Origin of the sequence: Lentzea sp. CC55, from assembly GCF_021056325.1 — a bacterium.
Taxonomy (GTDB): Bacteria; Actinomycetota; Actinomycetes; order Mycobacteriales; family Pseudonocardiaceae; genus Lentzea; species Lentzea jiangxiensis.
In genome coordinates, this window is record NZ_JAJCXE010000045.1 from 163,889 (window position 1) to 181,405 (window position 17,517).

Below are 17,517 nucleotides of genomic sequence, written 5' to 3' on the forward strand. Positions count from 1 at the left end.
ATCACCTGGCGCTGCGGTCGATCCACGACCGCAGCGCCCACCAGGTGTGCAGCGTCGTCAGCACGTGCGAGCGCCCCGCGTCGGGGTTCTCGCCGAGGTCGGCGTCCGTCAGTTCCACGAGCCGGTCCAGCCGGTACCGCACGGTGTTCGCGTGGATGTGCAACGCCGCGGCCGTCGCGCTGAGCCGGCTGCCGTTGTCCAGGTAGCACAACGCCGTCGCCACGATCTCGTGGTGGAACGTGCTCTTCGGGTCGAGCCGGCCGAGCACCGAGTCCGCCAGGGTCTCCGCCAGTGCCGGGAACGCGGCGAGAGCGGTCTCGGCGGCGAGGTCGACCAGGCGCCGCACCCCCAGCGACGCACCCGCGGCCACCAGCGCCTGCGCGCACATCGAGTACATGCCCCGCAACGACTTCAGCGCGGTCGCCGGCGACACCACGAGCAGGTCGTCCGACCACGTCGGCGGCACGGGCGCGAGTCCCACCAGTCTTCCCTCCACCAGCCCGTACACGCCGCCGGACGCGTGCAGCCGCTGTTCGAGCACCCGCGCGTGGCTCGGGTCGGTCACCCCGGAGACGACGCAGTGGTACCGGCCGTCGGGCCGCAGACCGGCACGCGCGAGCTCGGACGCGTCGGGGAGCTCACCGGAGACCAGCAGCCGCCGCAGCACCTGGGCGTTCAGGTCGCGGGCGGTGCGGGAGAGCTGGAGCTCGGCGGTGTGGTAGCCGCTCACGACGTGCCGTTCGACCGCGCCGACGTACTGGTCGAGGTCGATCATGAAGTCCAGGACCGTGCCGTCGTCGACGCCGAGCGACCGTGCCAGCTCCACCGCGGCCCTGATCAGCTCGGTCCGGCCGGCGTGCACGCCGCGCAGCAGTCCCGCCATCGACACGCCCTGGGCGGCGCGGTCGGCTCCCAGCGCCAGGGCGGCGGAGAAGTCGCCGTCGTCGGGCGTCCCGCCCCGCTCGAGGTGCGCGATGCCCTCGGCCAGCAGGAACGCGATGTGCCGGCGGTTCTCCTCCGCGGGCAGCCGGGCGACCTCCGGCGAGTGGCCGCGCGCCGCGCCGACGACCCGCTCGACCACCTCGTCGTCGGCGGCGACGGCTTCGAGGACCTGCCGGACCATCTCGGACATCCCCGGCACGACACCTCCGCGGCGCAGGTTGTGCGACGGCCACAACACGGCCGTCGCCGTTTGGTGGCGGGACCCTATCCCCGGCTCTCCGGTTGCTGGTTAATTGCTTTACGCGAGAGTAATTCGCGTTGGCACCACCCTTCAACGAGGAAGGCCCTGGGATGTCGGACCGGAACATCAGCCGTCGCACCCTCCTGGCCGCCGGCGGGGCGATCGGCGCGATCGCCACGAGCGGGACGCTGGGACAGGCCGTCGCCGGGGCGGCGCCGCGGGTCGACGCGGACGTCATCGTCATCGGGCACGGCCTGGCCGGGCTCGTCGCCACGTCCGAGCTGGCCGCGGCGGGCCGCAGGGTCCTGCTGCTCGACCAGGAACCCGAGGCCGGCCTGGGCGGGCAGGCGTTCTGGTCGCTCGGCGGTCTCTTCTTCGTCAACTCCCCCGAGCAGCGGACCGCCGGCATCAGGGACTCCCTGGAGCTGGCCCGCGCCGACTGGTTCAACACCGCCGGGTTCGACCGCGGCGTGAACGACCCCCGCGGCGAGGACCACTGGGCCGCGAAGTGGGCGGAGGCCTACCTGGACTTCGCCGCCGGGGAGAAGCGCGAATGGCTCCACGGCCTCGGCGTGCGCTGGGTGCCGATCGTCGGCTGGGCCGAGCGCGGCGGCCAGTTCGCCGACGGCCCCGGCAACTCGGTGCCGCGCTTCCACATGACGCTCGGCACCGGCCCCGGCGTGCTGGAGCCGTTCGAGAAGAAGGTGCGCGACGCGGTCCGCGACGGCAAGGTCACCTTCCGGTTCCGCCACCAGGTCGACGGGCTCATCGTCACCAACGGCGCTGTGACCGGCGTGCGCGGCAGCGTCCTCGAGCCCAGCACCGCCCAGCGCGGCAAGCCCAGCTCGCGCACCAAGGTCGACGACTTCGAGCTGCACGCGCCGATGGTCGTGGTGACCTCCGGCGGCATCGGCGGCAACAAGGACCTGGTGCGCCGCAACTGGCCCGCCCGCCTCGGCCCGGCCCCGCAGCGGCTCGTCACCGGTGTTCCCGCGCACGTCGACGGCCGCATGCTCGCGATCGCGGAGCTCGCGGGCGCGCGGCTGGTCAACCGCGACCGCATGTGGCACTACACCGAGGGGATGATCAACCACACGCCGATCTGGCCCGATCACGGCATCCGCGTGCTGGCCGCGCCGTCGTCGCTGTGGTTCGACGCGCGGGGCCGCAGGTTCGCGAACCCGGGCATTCCGTCGCTCGACACGCTCGGGACGCTGGAGCTGATCGGCAGGTCGGGCTACGACTACTCGTGGTTCATCCTCAACAAGAAGATCATCGACAAGGAGTTCGTCCTCTCCGGCTCCGAGCAGAACCCGGAGATCACCGCCAAGAACCTGGTCGCCTACCTCGCGATGCGGCTGCTGACCAGCACGCCGCCGCCCGTGAAGGCGTTCATGGACAAGGGCGTCGACTTCGTCATCAGGAACAACCTCCCGGACCTGGTGGCCGGCATGAACGCGCTGACCGGGCAGAACCTCGTCGACCTCGACGAGCTGCGACGCCAGATCGTCGCGCGCGACCAGCAGGTCGACAACCCGTTCACCAAGGACCTCCAGGTGATGGGGATCCGCAACTCACTGGCCTACAGCGGCGACAGCCTCGCCCGCACGGCCTCGTTGCACAAGGTCCTCGACCCCGCCGCCGGCCCGCTGATCGCGATCAGGATGAACATCCTGACCCGCAAGACGCTGGGCGGCCTGCAGACCGACCTGCGGGGACGCGTCCTCGGCGCGAACGCGCAGCCGATCCCCGGCCTCTACGCGGCGGGCGAGGTGTCCGGGTTCGGCGGCGGTGGCGTGCACGGGTACCGGGCGCTCGAGGGCACGTTCCTCGGCGGCTGCCTGTTCTCCGGGCGGGTCGCGGGCAGGGCAGCCGCCGCGGAAAGCGCCTGACGCGCGGGTTCTCCGGGGTCTGCGGCCCTCCCCTGCCGGCCGCAGGCCCCGCACCACCCGCGGCCTGGTGGCCGCGGCGGACGTGATCCGGCTGTCGCGGCGCACGCCCGCCACGACCAGGGGCACCCTGCTTCGGGTGTTCGCCTCCACCGTCGCCGCATGGCCACTGACCGCGCTCGTCCGGCTGCGGGGCCTCCGCTGACACGACCCTCACGGGCGATCTCGTAACCTCGACACATCAGCTTCCGATGCGAAGGAGCGGTTGTGCCGAGGTTCGCCCTGGTCGTGGCGTTGCTGGCAGCGCTGGCGGCGTGCACCTCGACCCCGTCACCGCCCGCTTCCCCGCCGGCGCCGGACGGCAGCGCGCCGGCGCCCGCGCAGGAGAAGAAGATCCACCTCTCGATCGGCGACTCCTACGCCACCGGCTTCGCGCCGGGAGGCAAGAACACGAGCTTCGCCCAGATCGTCGCCGACACGGCCGGGCTGCGGCTCGTCAACCTGGCCTGCGACGGCGCCACGTCCGCCGACCTCGCCACCAGGACGGCCTGCGGGCCGGACGCCGGCGGCAAGACCCAGCTCGACGCCGCGACCGAGACGCTGAAGGGCGGGGACGTCGACCTCGTCACCATCGTGATCGGCGGCAACGACCTGACGCCGTGCGCGATCGTCCAGGACCCCGTCGAGTGCGCGACCAGGACCGTCGCCGGCATCCAGACCAACGTCGCCGGCGTGCTCACCGAGCTGCGGGTGGCCGCGCCGGACGTGAAGATCGTCGGCCTGACCTACCCGGACGTCTTCCTCGGCGCGTGGGTGAACCCGTCGTTCCCCAACGGCAAGAACCTCGCCCGGCTGTCGGTCACGATGTTCCAGGACTTCAACTCCCGGATCGCGGCCCAGTACGGGAAGTTCGGGGCCCGGTTCGCCGACGTCACGACCGCGACCGGCGGTTACGGCGCGCTGACCGAGCTGACCCCGGACCCGAAGTACGGCCGGATCCCGGGCTCCGTCGCCAGGGTGTGCTCGCTCACCTACTTCTGCGACCGCACCGACGTGCACCCGACGCCCGCGGGCCACCAGGCCATCGCTGAGGCCGTCACGGCCGCGAGCCGATGAGGACGCGCAGGTCCGGCGCGTCCAGTTGGTGATCTTCACCCGAACCGGTGCAGGATCTTGCCCGTACTACCCGAAAGACCCTGTCGTGCGGCCGCCGCAGCTGACAGGCTTCGGAACCGTTGCCGCAGCGAGGAAGTGACGATGCACAGCACCGATGTCCTGCACCGCCTCAGCGACACCGTGGACGGCTTCCTGCGCAGTGAGAAGGAGTTCGACCTCACCGATCCCGCCGCCAACGGCCTGGTCGGCGGCCGTTTCCGCGCGCTGGGCGACCAGATCGGCGCCACCGTCCTCGCGGGCGTGCCCGAGGAGGACGTCGCCGCGATCGTCCAGCCCGCGAAGTCGGCGTGTGCGCGCTCGCCGTTCATGCGCGACGAGAACGAGTGGGCGCGCGGCTACCCGAGCGACTTCCGGCTCGTCGAGCACGTCTTGGCCCAGGCCAACGGCGGCGCGCCGGGCACGCTCGGCTGGCACGTCGAGGCCCAGCTGCAGCGCTCGGCGCTGGCCCAGCAACTGCGCAACCGGGTGGTGCACCAGGCCCGGCTCATCGGCGACTGCCTCAGCGCGCCGCGCTCCGGCCCGCGGACGATCCTGGTGATCGACTCCGGTGCCGCGCCCGACCTGCGCACCCTCCCGCCCGGCATCGTGCGGCCCGGCGACCGGTTCGTGCTCACCGACGTCGACCCGGACGCGCTGGAGCTGGCGCAGCAGCGGCTCGGCCCGCTCAACGAGTTCACGACCGCGGTTCCCGGCAACATCTTCCGCGCGATCCCCAAGCTCGCCGAGCAGGGACCGTACGACCTCGTGCTCGCCAACGGCCTGTACGGCTACCTCAACGACCGCGCGGCCGTGCGGCTGACCGAGGCCGTGCTGACCAAGCTGACCCGGCCCGGCAGCACGGTCTACTTCGCCGGCACGGTTCCCGGCAACGAGTTCCGGTGGCCGCTGGAGTACCTGATGGACTGGCAGGTGATCGAGCGCGACGAGCAGGCCGTGCGCGCGCTGCTGCCGAGGTGCGACGTGTCGGTGACGCACGACCCGACCGGGCTCGCGCTGCTCACGCACGCACGGGTGCGCTGACGGCGCTCAACGGAGTCCGTGCGCGATCCGGGTCACGAAGGCCACCAGCCGGTCCGGTGTGAACCTGTCCGGGTCGGTCAGCACGAGCCGCCCGGACATCTCCGCGAGCGCCAGCATCGCGTGCCCGAGCAGGGCCGAGTCGAGGTCGTCCAGGCCGCCGAGCTCCTCGATGCCCAGGGCGGCGAGGTCCTCGACCTGGGCGACGACCCCCGCGCGCACCAGTTCGACCTGGGCGCGGAACTCCGCCGGCGTGCCCTCGGGTGGCAGCAGCACGAGACGCCACCGGTCGGGCGCCTCCACGACCGCGTGGACGAAGGCGCGGACGGCGTCGGCGAAGGCGTCGTCCGGCGAGCGCGTGGCGAAGTCCGTGGGCAGGGCGGCGAGGACCTGGTCCGTCGCCCTGCCCGCCTCGCGCTCCAGCAGTGCGCTGATGAGCTCTCCCCTGTTCGCGAACAGGTCGTAGAGCACGGGCTTGGTGACCTGCGCCTCCTTCGCGACCGCCTCCATCGTGACGGTGCCGAAGCCCTCCGGGATCAGGCGCAGGGCGGCGTCCAGCAACTGCTCGCGGCGCTCCCCCGGCGGCAGGCGGCGGGCGTACTTCCGGCGCGTTGTGCTCACGGGAGCATATTGCTACGGTGGCGTAGCTTTCACAAAGCTACGGGTGCGTAGCAATTCGGGGCAGGGGAGGTGGTGCACGTGTTCCGGCGAATCCTCGGGCCTCTCGGGCTCGGCCCCGATGGCGTTGTGCGCTGCTGCCGACCGGCGTCGATGCTCGACCAGGTGCGCCCGGGCTCTCCTCGCACCGGCGTGCGCCTCAGCCCGCCTCGTTCGTGGACGGCACCCGTTCACGAACGAACAGCGCCGCAGCGGGGTATCCCTCGACGTGCCCGCCGACCGGCCGGCTCCGCCAGGGGTTCCGCGGCACGTGCGACGTGGACAGGCCCACCGGTGACCGGCTCGTGATGGAGGAACCGTGAAGGTGCGTTCCGGGGAAGTCGACCTCGCCGTGCAGGTGCGCGGCACGTCCGGGCCGACGGTGGTGCTGGTGCACGGGTATCCGGACACCCACGCCGTCTGGGACCGCGTCGCCGCCGTGCTGGAGCGGGACTTCCGCGTCGTCACCTACGACGTGCGCGGCGCGGGGGCCTCGACCGCACCGTCCACCCAGGACGGATACCGGCTCGGACGGCTGGCCGCGGACCTGTTCGCCGTGATCGACGCGGTCAGCCCCGGCGAACCGGTGCACCTGGTCGGGCACGACTGGGGCTCGATCCAGTCGTGGGAGGCCGTCACCACCCCCGGCGCGCGGATCGCGACGTTCACCTCGATCTCCGGGCCGTGCCTCGACCACATGGGCCACTGGTCGCGCAAAGCCCTGTCGCTCGCCCACGTGAGGCAGTTCCTCCGGTCCTGGTACATCGGCGCGTTCCACGTGCCGGTGCTCGCGCCGCTGTTCTGGCGCCTGTACCTCGCGCGCCGCTGGGGAGACGTGCTGCGGCGGCGGGAGGGCGTCCGCACCGAGCCCGCCCCGACCATCGCCTCGGACGCGGTGAACGGGCTCTCGTTGTACCGCGCGAACATCCGCCCCGTGATGCGCTCACCCCGGCAGCGCCGCGCACCGATGCCGGTGCAGGTGGTCCAGCCGACCCGCGACCGCTACATCCGCACCGAGCCGCTCGACCTCGAACGCTGGGTGCCGTCCCTGCGGCGGCGCAGGATCGCGGCCGGGCACTGGGCACCGCTCACCCACCCGGACCAGCTCGCTCGCATGATCTCCGAGTTCGTCGAGGACACCGCTCCCCCGCGGCGGCTGGTCGTGATCACCGGCGGTGGCAGCGGAATCGGCCGGGCGACGGCCGTGGCGTTCGCGGCCACGGGCGCCCGCGTGGTCGTGTCCGATGTGGACTTCGCCGCGGCGGAGGAGACCGCGGGCATGGTCGACGGCCACGCCTACGAGGTCGACGTCCGCTCCGAAGAGGCCGTGCGGGCGTGGGCGCGGCAGGTCGCGGACGAGCACGGCGTGCCGGACGTCGTCGTGAACAACGCCGGCATCGGCCACTCCGGGTCGTTCCTGTCGACGTCCGCGGAGCAGTGGCGGCGGGTGCTGGACGTCAACCTCTGGGGCGTCGTGCACGGCTGCCGGGCGTTCGGCGAGCTGATGGTGGAACGCGGAGAGGGCGGCCACGTCGTGAACCTGTCCTCGGCGGCGGCCTACCTGCCGTCGAAGAACCTCTCCGCGTACGCCACGAGCAAGGCCGCGGTGTTCATGCTCTCGGACTGCCTGCGCGCCGAGCTCGCCCCGCACGCCATCGGCGTCAGCGCGATCTGCCCCGGCGTGGTGAACACGAACATCACCGCCACCACGACGTTCTCCGGCGTCAGCGCCGAGGAGGAACGCCGCGCGCAGGACCGCGCGTCCCGGCTCTACGCCCGGCGCGGCTTCGGTCCCGAGGGCGTGGCCGCCGAGATCGTGCGGGCGGTGCGGCGCAACCGCCCGGTGGTGCCGGTGACGGTCGAGGCGAAGGCCGCCCGGATCGCCGGCCGGGTGGCGCCGGGGCTGTTGCGGGCGTTCGCCAAGCTCGACCTCGGGTAGTCGTGGTGTGGCCCGGCACGTCGCCGAGCCACACCGCCAGGTCAGACCTCGACCGGCTCCCCGCCGAACGCGGCCGCGAGCCGCAGCCAGGGCGCGGCCTCCTCCGGCCGTCCCTGCCGCTCCAGCGTCCGCCCGAGCAGCAGGTGGGCGTAGTGCTCGACCGGGTCGCGGTCCACGACCACGCGCAGCGTCGCCTCGGCCTTGCCCAGCTGCGCCGAGTGGTAGTAGGCGCGGGCCAGCAGCAGGTGGAGGTCCGTCTGGAACGGCACCTCCCCGGCGACCGACGCGAGCAGCCGCGCGGCCCCGATGTAGTCGCGCGCCTCGAACAGCAGCTGTGCGCGCTCCCACTTCTCGGCCGGCGTCTCGACGTGGTCCGCGTCGAACAGGCGCGTCGCCGTCACCCAGCGATCCGCCGCCACCTCACCGTTGCGGTGGTACGCGTTGAAGTCGTAACCCGTGCTGTCGTGCACCGCGAATTCGTTCCCCATCGCAGAACCTCCCTTCCGGACGCGTACAACGCCGCGCACCGGCAGGTATTCCCTCACCGCAGCGCGCGGAAGGTGTGGTGCCGCCAGATCCGCCGCGAGACCTCCTCCGGGTAGGCGCGCACCTCGTCCCGCACGTCGAACACCCGCGTGAGCCGGTCGGCGCCGTAGGCCGGCCAGCCCGGGTCGCCGGTGCGCGCGAACGCCGTCCACGCGGACCGCATGCGGTCCGACAGAGCGAGGACCTCGCCGGTGACCTCACCGACGATCGCCGCGGTCTGCCCGAGCCCGGGGGTGCCGAACACCATCGGCACGTCCAGCCCGTGGCACGCGCCGAGCCCGCCCGGCGGTTCCCAGGTCAGCTCGTAGACGTGGGCACGGCCGCCACCGGCGATCGCGGCCTGCGCCAGGTGCAGCGTCGGCATCCGGAACAGCCAGTCCGAGCAGACCTCCTCGAACAGCTCCCCCGGGGTGAGGTCCGGGTACGTCAGGCCGGGCGCGAACACCCGCGCCGCAACGGATGCCTGCTCTGGGGTCACCTCGCCGAGCAGCCCCAGCACGGCGGAGAGCAACCTCTGCTCGTGCCGGGTGTGACCGACGACCAGCTCCACCTCGCGCGCCGTTCCCGACGCCAGCGCCTCCCACGGCGTCACCGGCAGGACGTCGCCGTCGACCACCGGGGCGAACGGGATCATCTTGTGGGCGGCCTGCCCCCACCGCCCGGTGAACCGGTCCATCTTGGACATGACCTCGTCGCACACGGCCGGCAGCAGCTCCGGCTCCACAGTGGACAGATCCGCTGCGGTGGGACGCAGGCCCAGTTCGGCGGCGCACACCCCGGCGATGTCGAAAGCCAGTTCCGGCGTGAAGAACGTGCCCGGCACGCTGCTCGCGACCGCCCGGTGGAACAGGCCTCGCGCGCGGGGCATCGCGAGCAGCGCGGCGACCGATCCGCCGCCGGCCGACTGCCCGAAGACCGTCACGCGGTCCGGGTCGCCGCCGAACGCGCGGACGTTCGCGCGCACCCACTCCAGCGCCGCCACCTGGTCCAGCAGGCCGCGGTTCGGCGGGGCGCCCTCCAACTGCGCGAAACCCTCGATGCCGACGCGGTAGTTGAACGTCACCACCACGACGCCGCCGGACGCGAGCCGCGCACCGTCGTACTCGGGCAGACCGGACGTGCCGAAGAGGTAGGCACCGCCCTGGATCCACACCATGACCGGCAACGAGGCCGTGACGTCCGGCGACCACACGTTCACCGTGAGCCAGTCGTCGCCGCTGCCGCCGAGCTCGTCCATGCCGAAGACCGGGGGCTGCGGTGGCGGCGGACCGAACGCGAGCGCGTCCCGCACACCGCCCCACGCCTCGACCGGTGCCGGTGCGCCGAACCGCACCGGCAGCGTCGCGAACGGGATGCCGCGGAACACCGCCGTGCCCGCTTCGACCGCACCACGAACAGTTCCGGCGTCCACCCGCGCTTCGACCATGCGCGGATCATGGCCCCGGCACCCCCGTGGAAGCGAGGGAATTGTCGCCGGGCCGATCAGGCCGTCACGACGACCTTGGCCCGCGCGTGCTCCGACTCGACGTGCCGAATCGCGTCCGGGGCGTCGGTGAGCGGGTAGATCCGCTCGATCACCGGCACGAGCCGTCCCGACTCGGCGAGGTCCCGCAGCGCCGCGAGGTTCTCCTTGCCGGGCTTGGCCTCCAGCACCACGAGCCGCTGCCGGGTGAACGAGCCGAGCAGCTTGCCCCCGATGATGAGCCGGTACGGCCCGAACAACACCCCGCCGGTGAAGCTGCCCCCGCCCGAGAGCACCAGCGTGCCGTCCGGCGCGAGCAGCCCCCGCAACTCGCGCATCGACCGGTTCCCCACCAGGTCGAAGACGACGTCGTAGCGCTCGCCGGTGCGGGTGAAGTCGGTGGTCCGGTAGTCGACGACGTGGTCGGCCCCGACCGACCGCACCTGCTCGACGTTGCGCGTGCTGCACACGCCGGTCACGACCGCCTGGCGCGCCTTGGCGATCTGCACCGCCATCAGCCCCACGCCACCCGACGCGCCGTTGATCAGCACCTTCTGCCCGGCCCGCACGTCGCGCAGGCCCGTCCACGCGGTGTTGCCCGCCAACGGCAGCGTCGCCGCCTGCTCGAACGTCAGGTTCGACGGCTTGTGCTCCACCAGGTGCGCCGGCACGCGGACGTACTCGGCGAAGGAGCCCTCGACCTCGCCGAACACCTCGTCCCCCACCTGCAGCATCCCGCTGACACCGGGCCCGACCTCCGCGACCACCCCCGCGAAGTCCCTCCCCCGGATGCGCGTCTTCGGCGCTTTCAGCCCGAGGAACAGCCGGGCGAAGTACGGGTCCCCGCGCATGATGTGCCAGTCGGCGGCGTTCACCGACGACGCCCGCACCCGCACCAGGACCTCGCCGTCGCCGGGCACCGGCCGTTCGACCTCCCTGAGCTCCAACACGTCCGCGGAGCCGTACCTGTCCTGGACGATCGCCTTCATGCGGCCTCCCTCGCTTGCACAGAAAGGTAGGCGGCCAAGGGTCCCCGCCACATCGGGGACGACCCCTACGGCGAGCCCGGATCTCCTCCCCGGACACGGGAGCGCGGGGAACGACCGACCTCGTCGACGTTCCCCGCTGCGCTGTAGCCCCGCGCCCCGCGGGGCTGCACGCCCGTCTGCTCCTTCACCAGGTACTCGGCGTACCACTCGGGCCAGGTCTCGTCGGCGAGGTCGGGGTGACTTCGCGCCGGCGGTTGCGCGACGCGAAGTTCCAGCCACCCGGCTCAGCCCGCGGTCCACCTGACCGCGGTCCCGGCGATCTCGTCCGCGTCCCCGGCGGAGCCGACGGCGACACCGCTGCCGTTGACCGCCGTCACCCTGCCGATGTAGGTGTCCGCGGGCAACGGCAGGGCGGTTCGCTCACCGGCGGCATTCCACCGGTAGGGCTTGAAGTTCACCGTGCTGACGGCGGAGCCGCTGTCGTCGATCCACGCCGCGCGGCCGTTGCCGCTGAACTCGGTGGTGGAGCCGTTGCTGTTCCAGCGCACCGAGCGCCCCTCCGACTCCCCGACGACGTCGCCGTGCCGGTTCACCCCGGTCCCCTTGGACGAACGGCCCCACGGCGAATCGAGAAGGGTGTACGACCCGTCGGGGTTCCAGCGAACCGCCCTGGTCGTTCCGTCGTCGATCCAGCCGGTCGCGAAACCGTTGGGCGACACGGAGTTCACCTGGCTGAAGCGGGTGCCCGCCGGCACCGCCAACGGCGTCGGGACGCCGTGGACGTCCCAGCGGACCGCGACCCACTCGGTCAGCTCCACCGAGTCGATGTAGTAGCCGTAGACCGCGCCGGTGTCGTCGATCCCGGTGACGGTGGTGCGACGGTCGGGAGGTGTGCTCAGGACCGTGTGCGTCCCGTCGAAGTCGAACCGCAGCGCGGCCTTGGTCCCCACCTGGCCGGCGACGACGCCGGCGCTGTTGACCGCCTTCGCCCTGATGTCCGGCGCGCCCGCGGGACCGCCGAGGTCCCTGATCCCGCCGTCCGCCTCCCACCTCACCGCGCGGATCTGACCGCCGACCGTCGCGGTGCCGACCGCGACGCCCGCGTCGTTGACCGCCTCCGCCTGGTGCGCCGTGGCACCGGGAAGCCTGTCGAGCGCCGCCACAGTGGTGGTCGCGTGTGCCGGTGCCGACGCGACTGACACGAACAACGCTGTGGACAGCGCAATGCCGAGAACACGACTCATCTCATCCCCCCAGATCTGTGAGCCAACGGAGTCGACCCTACCAGCGGGGAGATCGTCGGAACCAGGCCTTTCACCCGTGTTCCGCAACGAGTCCGATGTGGACGAAGTCCCGGGCGCGGCCAGGAGCCGCGCCCTTCGCACGAGGCTCAGTTCCCGGCGGCCAGCCACTCCGCCAGGCTGGTCGGCTGCAGTTGCGCACCCTCGCCCGGAACCAGCTGCCTGCCCGTCAGCGACGTCCCGAAGTACTCGGCCCGCGGGTCACCCACGACCTCGCGCTCGTCACCGCGGTGCGTCAGCACGGTGCGGATCCAACCGTCCATTGTGAACTCCTCCGGCCCGCCGATCTCCAGCACGCCGGCGACCGGCTCGGTGGCGGCGGTCCTGGCCACCACCGCGGCGACGTCGGAGGCCGCGACCGGCTGCACGCCGCCGTGCGGGAGGTGCACGGCGCCGTCGACCTCGGCGGAGTTCGCGATGGCGCCCGCGAACTCGAAGAACTGGGTGGCGCGGATGATCGAGAACGTGAGTCCCGACTCGCGGACCAGCTCCTCCTGCGCCACCTTCGCGCGCAGGTAGCCGGACTCGGGCAGTTCGTCCGCGCCGACGATCGACAGCGCGACGTAGTGGCCCACCCCCGCCTCGGTGGCGGCCTGGGTGAGGTTGGTCGTGGCGGTGGTGAAAAAGTTCATGACGTCGTCGTCGGCGAACGACGGCGAGTTCGACACGTCGACCAGCACGTCGGCGCCCTTCAGCACCTCCTCGACGCCCTCTCCGGTGAGCGTGTTCACGCCGCTGTTCGGAGACGCGGGCACGGCGTCGTGGCCGTGCTCGGCGAGCCTCTTCACGACCTGGCTGCCGATCAAGCCCGTGCCGCCGATGACTACGATCCTCATGGTCCGTCCCTCTCGCGAGCCCGCCCCGTGCGGGTGTTCACGAGCTGAGACAGGACAGCCCCCGCGGTTGTGACAGACCTACCGGAACGCCTTCAGCTTCTCGGGGTTGACCAGCCACAGCACCTGGTCGATGCCTTCCGGCGAGGCCGTCACGGTGATCACGGCGTAGGTGCCGCCCTCGTTGCGCAGCCGGATCGCGGCGAGGCCGTTCACCTCGACGAACGACGCCTCCGCGCCCGCCCAGAACGACGGCGCCCAGCCCGACACGATCTTGGCCAGCGAGGCGGCGCCGACCAGCGGGCGCCCGGCCGCCCTGATGGCGCCGTTGCTGTCGGAGTAGCTCACGACGTCCTTCGCGAACAGCTCCTCGAGCGCCGCCAGGTCACCGGCCTGCGCGGCGGCGACGAACGCCTCCAGCAGCCTGCGCTGGTCCGCCCGGTCGACGGGTGCGCGCCGCCCGGCCGCGAGGTGCTTGCGCGCCCGGCTGACCAGCTGCCGCGCGGCGGCCTCGCTGGTCCGCACGATCTCGGCGATCTCCCCGTACGGGTAGTCGAACGCCTCGCGCAGCACGTACGCGGCGCGTTCGGTCGGGGTGAGCTTCTCCAGCAGCATCAGCACCGCGAGCTCCAGCACCGCGCCCCGCTCGGCCCCGATCTGCGGGTCCGCCGAGGTGTCCACCGGCTCGGGCAGCCACGGGCCGACGTAGGTCTCGCGGCGGGCCCGCGCGGTCTGCGACTCGTTGATCGCGAGCCGGGTGATGGCGGTGGCCAGGTACGCCTCGGGGTTGCGCACGGCCGCGCGGTCGGCGAGCTGCCAGCGCAGCCACACCTCCTGCACCAGGTCCTCGGCGTCGGCCACACTGCCGGTCATGCGGTACGCGATGCCGAACAGCCTGGGCCTCGCCGCCGCGAACGCCGACTCGGCCCGGTCCAGCTGCTGCGACATCAGCACGCCCCTCTCTCCGCGGCAACGTTAGCGCCGTTCGGCGAGGGGTGTGCTGTGGCGCCCCGCACGGACGGCATGCGCCGAATGCGGATGCGCGTGACCCCTTTCGTGCGCAGACTGGCTCGATGACCACCGAACGTCCCAGTCCTCCGCTCCAGGCGGGCGAACGCGAGACCCTGCGCGGGTTCCTCGACTTCCACCGCGCCACTCTCGCGATGAAGTGCGACGGCCTGTCCGACGACGACCTGCGCCGCCGCTCCATGCCGCCGTCCACGCTCACGCTGCTCGGGCTGGTCCGCCACATGGCCGAGGTCGAGCGGACGTGGTTCCGCAAGGTCATCAACGGCGAGGACGTCCCGCTGGTGTGGTCGGACGAGGGCGACTACCAGGTGGCCTACGACGCCTCGGGGTCGACGAGGTCCGAGGCGTTCGCCGCGTGGCAGGCCGAGGTCGAGCACTCGCGCCGCGTCGAACGCGAGGCCGAGTCGCTCGACGTGACGGGCTACCAGCCGCGGTGGGGCGAGGAGGTGTCGTTGCGGCTCGTGATGAACCACCTGTGCCACGAGTACGCGCGGCACAACGGCCACGCGGACTTCCTGCGCGAGGGGATCGACGGCGTCACCGGTGCGTGAGGCTGCGCCGCGCCGCCGCCACGACGGCCGGATCGTGCAGATGCCGTTGCAGCGCCAGCAGATCGGCCACCTCGGCGTCCACATCGGACGCCGCCGACCACGCGGAGGTCTCCGCCGGGTGCAGCGCCGGCGGTGACAGCAGGCCGATCCGCAGCACGCACGCGTCCAGTGCCAGCGGTTCGACGACGCCCGCCTCCTCCAGCTCCACGCCGGCGAAGGCCCGCGTGTCCGGCGAGACCCGGCCGGACAGCTCCAGCTGGGCGTCGCGGATCTCCACGGTCCGCCGGTACAGCCGCAGCTCCAGCGACCCGGCGAACCAGCGCGGTGGTGCCCCGAGCACCACCGACGGCACCGCCTCGACCAGCTCCGTCCACAACGGACCCAGCCGGCGGTACCCGCGCAGCCGCCGCACCCAGCGCGCGACGTTCAGGCCCACTTGGACCAGCCCGGCCGTGACGGCGAGCAGGATCCCCAGGAACAGCGTCAGCTCCGTGATCTGCCCGTACGTCACGTACCGGGTGCCGCGCGGCACGAACCCGAAGCCGTACGCCACCACGTACCAGCACCGCAGGCCCGAGTAGGCGAGGTTCGCCAGGCAGGCCAGCCACAGCAGGAACAACGCCACCCGCAGAGGTCCGCGGGCCTCGCGGCGCCACAGCGGGAACAGCAGCACCGCTCCGGCGACCATGCCCGCGCTCGTGACGGCGATGTTCGTCAGGTGGTAGACGATCGTCGCCGGGTGCGTCGGGTGCCAGTAGGCGAAGTCCGGTTCCTCCAGGGACCGCGGCACGACCAGGAACATCGCGGTCATCACCACGGCGGCGCCGGCGAGGACGCACAGGCCCGCCGTGACCAGCCGGGTGCGCCTGCCCGTCACCATCAACCCGAACCGCAGCACGGACGCGACGCCCGCGAGCGCAGCGAGGTGCCCGATCATGATCGCGAGGTCCGGCACGCCGGTGACCTGGTCGATCGCGTACCGCAGCTCGCGCACGACGGTCGTGGCGGACACGGCGAAGCACAGGAACGCGAGCGCCACCACCCGGTCCTGCGGGGACCGGCTGATCGTGCGCAGCCGGAAGACGACGAAGCCCCAGACGACCACCAGCACGGCGAACACCGGAGCGGGCAGCTCCACGGACGGAAACCTGAGCACTAGCCGTCTCCCGATGGGCCGAACACGTCGTTGATCACGCCCAGTGCCCCGTCCGGGCGGACCGGCGCGGCACCCCAGCCCGCCTGCTCGCGGATGAGCGCGGCGACCATCTCGGCCTCCTGCTCCTCGGGCGTGGAGTAACGGGTGCGCAGCAGCACGCGCCGCACGACGGCCGGGTCGAGGTCACCGAGCAGCGCGGTGAGCCCGCTGTCGTCGTGGGCGAGCGTGTGGTCGCAGAGCATGTGCCCGATCTCGTGCAGGATGATGTTCTGCTGGTGCAGCGCGGACGCGCCGCGCGCGTGGAAGACGTGGTCGGCCGCGGCCGTCGACACCCACAGCCCGCACGGCAGGTCCGCCGCGCCCGTGCAGGGAAGCGGGTGCAGGTGGAGCTCACGCCCGCGACTCGCGGCGACGTGTGCGCGCAGGGCCTCGATCGAGAACGGCCTGGGCACCTCGAACCCGGCGAGCCGCTCCCGGGCCCGCCTGCGCAGCCGGCCCCACCCCGTCACGGCTCGTCGTCGTCCCCGGCGGGCGGCAGGCCCTCGATCGAGCGGGCGTGCTGGATCATCCCGAGCACGGCCTTGATGCTCGCCGGCGAGAGTCCGTTCGCGCGCAACGCCAGTGAACGCACATCGCTGTCGCGCAGCGCGACCAGCAGCTCCAGCTGGTCCTCGATGCCGCTGGTGTCGTCGTCGAGGAAGTACGACGTCGGCACTCCGAAGAAGTGCGCGAGACCTTCGAGGTGGCGTTTGGTCGGGTTGTCGCGCAGGCCCTTGCGCAGCTGCCAGACGTAGGTGTGCGAGATCGAGATGCCAGCCTCGCGGATGGCGGCGGCCACCTCTTCGTAGGTGTACTCGCGCTGACCCGCCGGGCGCACCGCCTTGAACAGCCGATCCAGCCGCCCGGCCAGCGAGCCGGGCTGCTCCCCCTGGGCTACCACCCGCCCATCCTAGTTGACCGCGATCACACGGCATCCGCTTGACCGGACTTTCCGGCGCGTGCGAGAGTGGCGTCAACTCAGATTTATGATCATGAGCAGGCGTCAACGGCGCCGAAACTGGGGGTGTGGAGGGCGGACGTTCCCTGGCGTCCACCCTCCACCGGCCCGTCAGCGCCCGGCCGCGGCGCCGGGCGTCATGGGTCAGCGACTTCTCCGACCTCCCCACCGGTGCCGACTGCGCGGTGGAACCGCACGGCTGCGCAGCGCACACCCCGCCGTCCGTCGCTTCGATCGAGGTCGTGGCGGGTATTCCTGATCACGGCGCCGCCCGTGCGAGAGGGCCGCCGACCCGCATCGCCGCCACGACGGCGGCCAGACCCGGAGGTGATCGTGCTCTTCCACGTGCGGATGGACGTCTCCCTGCCCCACGACCTGGACCCGAACCGCCGCGCCGAGCTGGTGCGCGCCGAGAAGGACCGCGCGCTGGAGCTGCAGAAGATGGGCGTGTGGCTCCACCTCTGGCGCGTGGTCGGCCAGTACGGCGACATCGGCATCTTCGACGTGCCCACCCACGACGAGCTGCACGCGTTGCTGTCGTCGTTACCGCTGTGGGAGTTCATGCGGGTCGAGGTGACCCCGCTCGCGACGCATCCTTCCGACCTCGACGCCCAGCCCTGACCGCTGCCCGGCGTGCCGTGGGGAACACCGCGTGCTCGAATGTCGACTTCCCGGGACCTCGTTCGTCCTCGGAGCGACGACTGGAGGACACGGCATGCACTACATGTTCCTCATCTACAACTGCGAGGACCGCCCGAAGCCCGGCGAGCCGGGGTTCGAGGAGATCCTGAC

General features: G+C 72.2%; 17 protein-coding genes. 6 read left to right on the forward strand and 11 right to left on the reverse strand.

Going from position 1 to position 17,517, the window contains the following annotated elements:
* Position 1: 1 nt before the first annotated feature.
* Positions 2 to 1,132 (reverse strand): CdaR family transcriptional regulator, encoded by a 1,131-nt coding sequence (locus L6E10_RS28925; RefSeq protein WP_236223248.1) that lies wholly within the window; start codon positions 1,130 to 1,132, stop codon positions 2 to 4.
* Between the two features lie 161 nt (positions 1,133 to 1,293).
* On the opposite strand from L6E10_RS28925, the gene L6E10_RS28930 reads away from it, so the two are divergent.
* The 3 genes from L6E10_RS28930 to L6E10_RS28940 all read left to right on the forward strand — a co-directional run bounded on the left by L6E10_RS28930 (position 1,294) and on the right by L6E10_RS28940 (position 5,268).
* Positions 1,294 to 3,075, forward strand: a complete 1,782-nt coding sequence (locus L6E10_RS28930) for an FAD-binding dehydrogenase (protein ID WP_236223250.1) — start codon at positions 1,294 to 1,296, stop codon at positions 3,073 to 3,075.
* 264 nt (positions 3,076 to 3,339) lie between these two features.
* Positions 3,340 to 4,188, forward strand: coding sequence for a GDSL-type esterase/lipase family protein (locus L6E10_RS28935; RefSeq protein ID WP_236223251.1), 849 nt, complete (start codon positions 3,340 to 3,342; stop codon positions 4,186 to 4,188).
* A 141-nt stretch (positions 4,189 to 4,329) separates the two neighbouring features.
* On the forward strand, positions 4,330 to 5,268 hold the full coding sequence (locus L6E10_RS28940; RefSeq protein WP_236223253.1) for a class I SAM-dependent methyltransferase: 939 nt from the start codon (positions 4,330 to 4,332) through the stop codon (positions 5,266 to 5,268).
* Positions 5,269 to 5,274: 6 nt separating this feature from the next.
* Here the strand turns inward: L6E10_RS28940 and L6E10_RS28945 are convergent, their stop codons facing one another.
* Positions 5,275 to 5,886 (reverse strand): TetR/AcrR family transcriptional regulator, encoded by a 612-nt coding sequence (locus L6E10_RS28945; RefSeq protein WP_236223255.1) that lies wholly within the window; start codon positions 5,884 to 5,886, stop codon positions 5,275 to 5,277.
* A gap of 355 nt (positions 5,887 to 6,241) precedes the next feature.
* Here L6E10_RS28945 and L6E10_RS28950 point away from each other — a divergent pair, with 355 nt between their 5' ends.
* Positions 6,242 to 7,861: an SDR family oxidoreductase gene (locus tag L6E10_RS28950; RefSeq protein WP_236223257.1), complete on the forward strand. Its 1,620-nt coding sequence runs from the start codon at positions 6,242 to 6,244 to the stop codon at positions 7,859 to 7,861.
* A gap of 41 nt (positions 7,862 to 7,902) precedes the next feature.
* Here the strand turns inward: L6E10_RS28950 and L6E10_RS28955 are convergent, their stop codons facing one another.
* The 6 genes from L6E10_RS28955 to L6E10_RS28980 all read right to left on the reverse strand — a co-directional run bounded on the left by L6E10_RS28955 (position 7,903) and on the right by L6E10_RS28980 (position 13,940).
* Positions 7,903 to 8,349 carry a tetratricopeptide repeat protein gene (locus tag L6E10_RS28955; RefSeq protein WP_236223259.1) on the reverse strand — a complete coding sequence of 149 codons (447 nt, stop codon included), beginning with the start codon at positions 8,347 to 8,349 and terminating at the stop codon, positions 7,903 to 7,905.
* Between the two features lie 53 nt (positions 8,350 to 8,402).
* Positions 8,403 to 9,833: a carboxylesterase/lipase family protein gene (locus tag L6E10_RS28960; protein ID WP_236223261.1), complete on the reverse strand. Its 1,431-nt coding sequence runs from the start codon at positions 9,831 to 9,833 to the stop codon at positions 8,403 to 8,405.
* 56 nt (positions 9,834 to 9,889) lie between these two features.
* On the reverse strand, positions 9,890 to 10,858 hold the full coding sequence (locus tag L6E10_RS28965) for an NAD(P)-dependent alcohol dehydrogenase (RefSeq protein ID WP_236223262.1): 969 nt from the start codon (positions 10,856 to 10,858) through the stop codon (positions 9,890 to 9,892).
* A gap of 284 nt (positions 10,859 to 11,142) precedes the next feature.
* Positions 11,143 to 12,102, reverse strand: a complete 960-nt coding sequence (locus L6E10_RS28970; protein WP_236223264.1) for a hypothetical protein — start codon at positions 12,100 to 12,102, stop codon at positions 11,143 to 11,145.
* A 146-nt stretch (positions 12,103 to 12,248) separates the two neighbouring features.
* Positions 12,249 to 12,995, reverse strand: a complete 747-nt coding sequence (locus L6E10_RS28975; RefSeq protein ID WP_236223266.1) for an SDR family oxidoreductase — start codon at positions 12,993 to 12,995, stop codon at positions 12,249 to 12,251.
* 78 nt (positions 12,996 to 13,073) lie between these two features.
* Complete coding sequence (locus L6E10_RS28980; RefSeq protein ID WP_236223267.1) at positions 13,074 to 13,940, reverse strand: RNA polymerase sigma-70 factor; 867 nt, start codon at positions 13,938 to 13,940, stop codon at positions 13,074 to 13,076.
* A 125-nt stretch (positions 13,941 to 14,065) separates the two neighbouring features.
* On the opposite strand from L6E10_RS28980, the gene L6E10_RS28985 reads away from it, so the two are divergent.
* Positions 14,066 to 14,572: a DinB family protein gene (locus L6E10_RS28985; RefSeq protein WP_236223269.1), complete on the forward strand. Its 507-nt coding sequence runs from the start codon at positions 14,066 to 14,068 to the stop codon at positions 14,570 to 14,572.
* Here the strand turns inward: L6E10_RS28985 and L6E10_RS28990 are convergent.
* From L6E10_RS28990 to L6E10_RS29000, 3 genes are read right to left on the reverse strand one after another with little or no spacing between them, the layout of a single operon-like run.
* The gene (locus L6E10_RS28990) at positions 14,559 to 15,710 is read right to left on the reverse strand and encodes an MAB_1171c family putative transporter (protein WP_236223271.1); all 1,152 of its coding nucleotides are present in this window, start codon (positions 15,708 to 15,710) and stop codon (positions 14,559 to 14,561) included. The genes L6E10_RS28985 and L6E10_RS28990 overlap by 14 nt on opposite strands.
* Before the next feature lie 17 nt (positions 15,711 to 15,727).
* The gene (locus L6E10_RS28995) at positions 15,728 to 16,237 is read right to left on the reverse strand and encodes a hypothetical protein (protein ID WP_236223273.1); all 510 of its coding nucleotides are present in this window, start codon (positions 16,235 to 16,237) and stop codon (positions 15,728 to 15,730) included.
* Positions 16,234 to 16,668, reverse strand: a complete 435-nt coding sequence (locus tag L6E10_RS29000; RefSeq protein ID WP_236223275.1) for an XRE family transcriptional regulator — start codon at positions 16,666 to 16,668, stop codon at positions 16,234 to 16,236. Before L6E10_RS29000 ends, L6E10_RS28995 begins: the two co-directional genes overlap by 4 nt.
* Before the next feature lie 390 nt (positions 16,669 to 17,058).
* On the opposite strand from L6E10_RS29000, the gene L6E10_RS29005 reads away from it, so the two are divergent.
* Positions 17,059 to 17,346: a muconolactone Delta-isomerase gene (locus L6E10_RS29005; RefSeq protein ID WP_236223277.1), complete on the forward strand. Its 288-nt coding sequence runs from the start codon at positions 17,059 to 17,061 to the stop codon at positions 17,344 to 17,346.
* Positions 17,347 to 17,517: the final 171 nt, after the last annotated feature.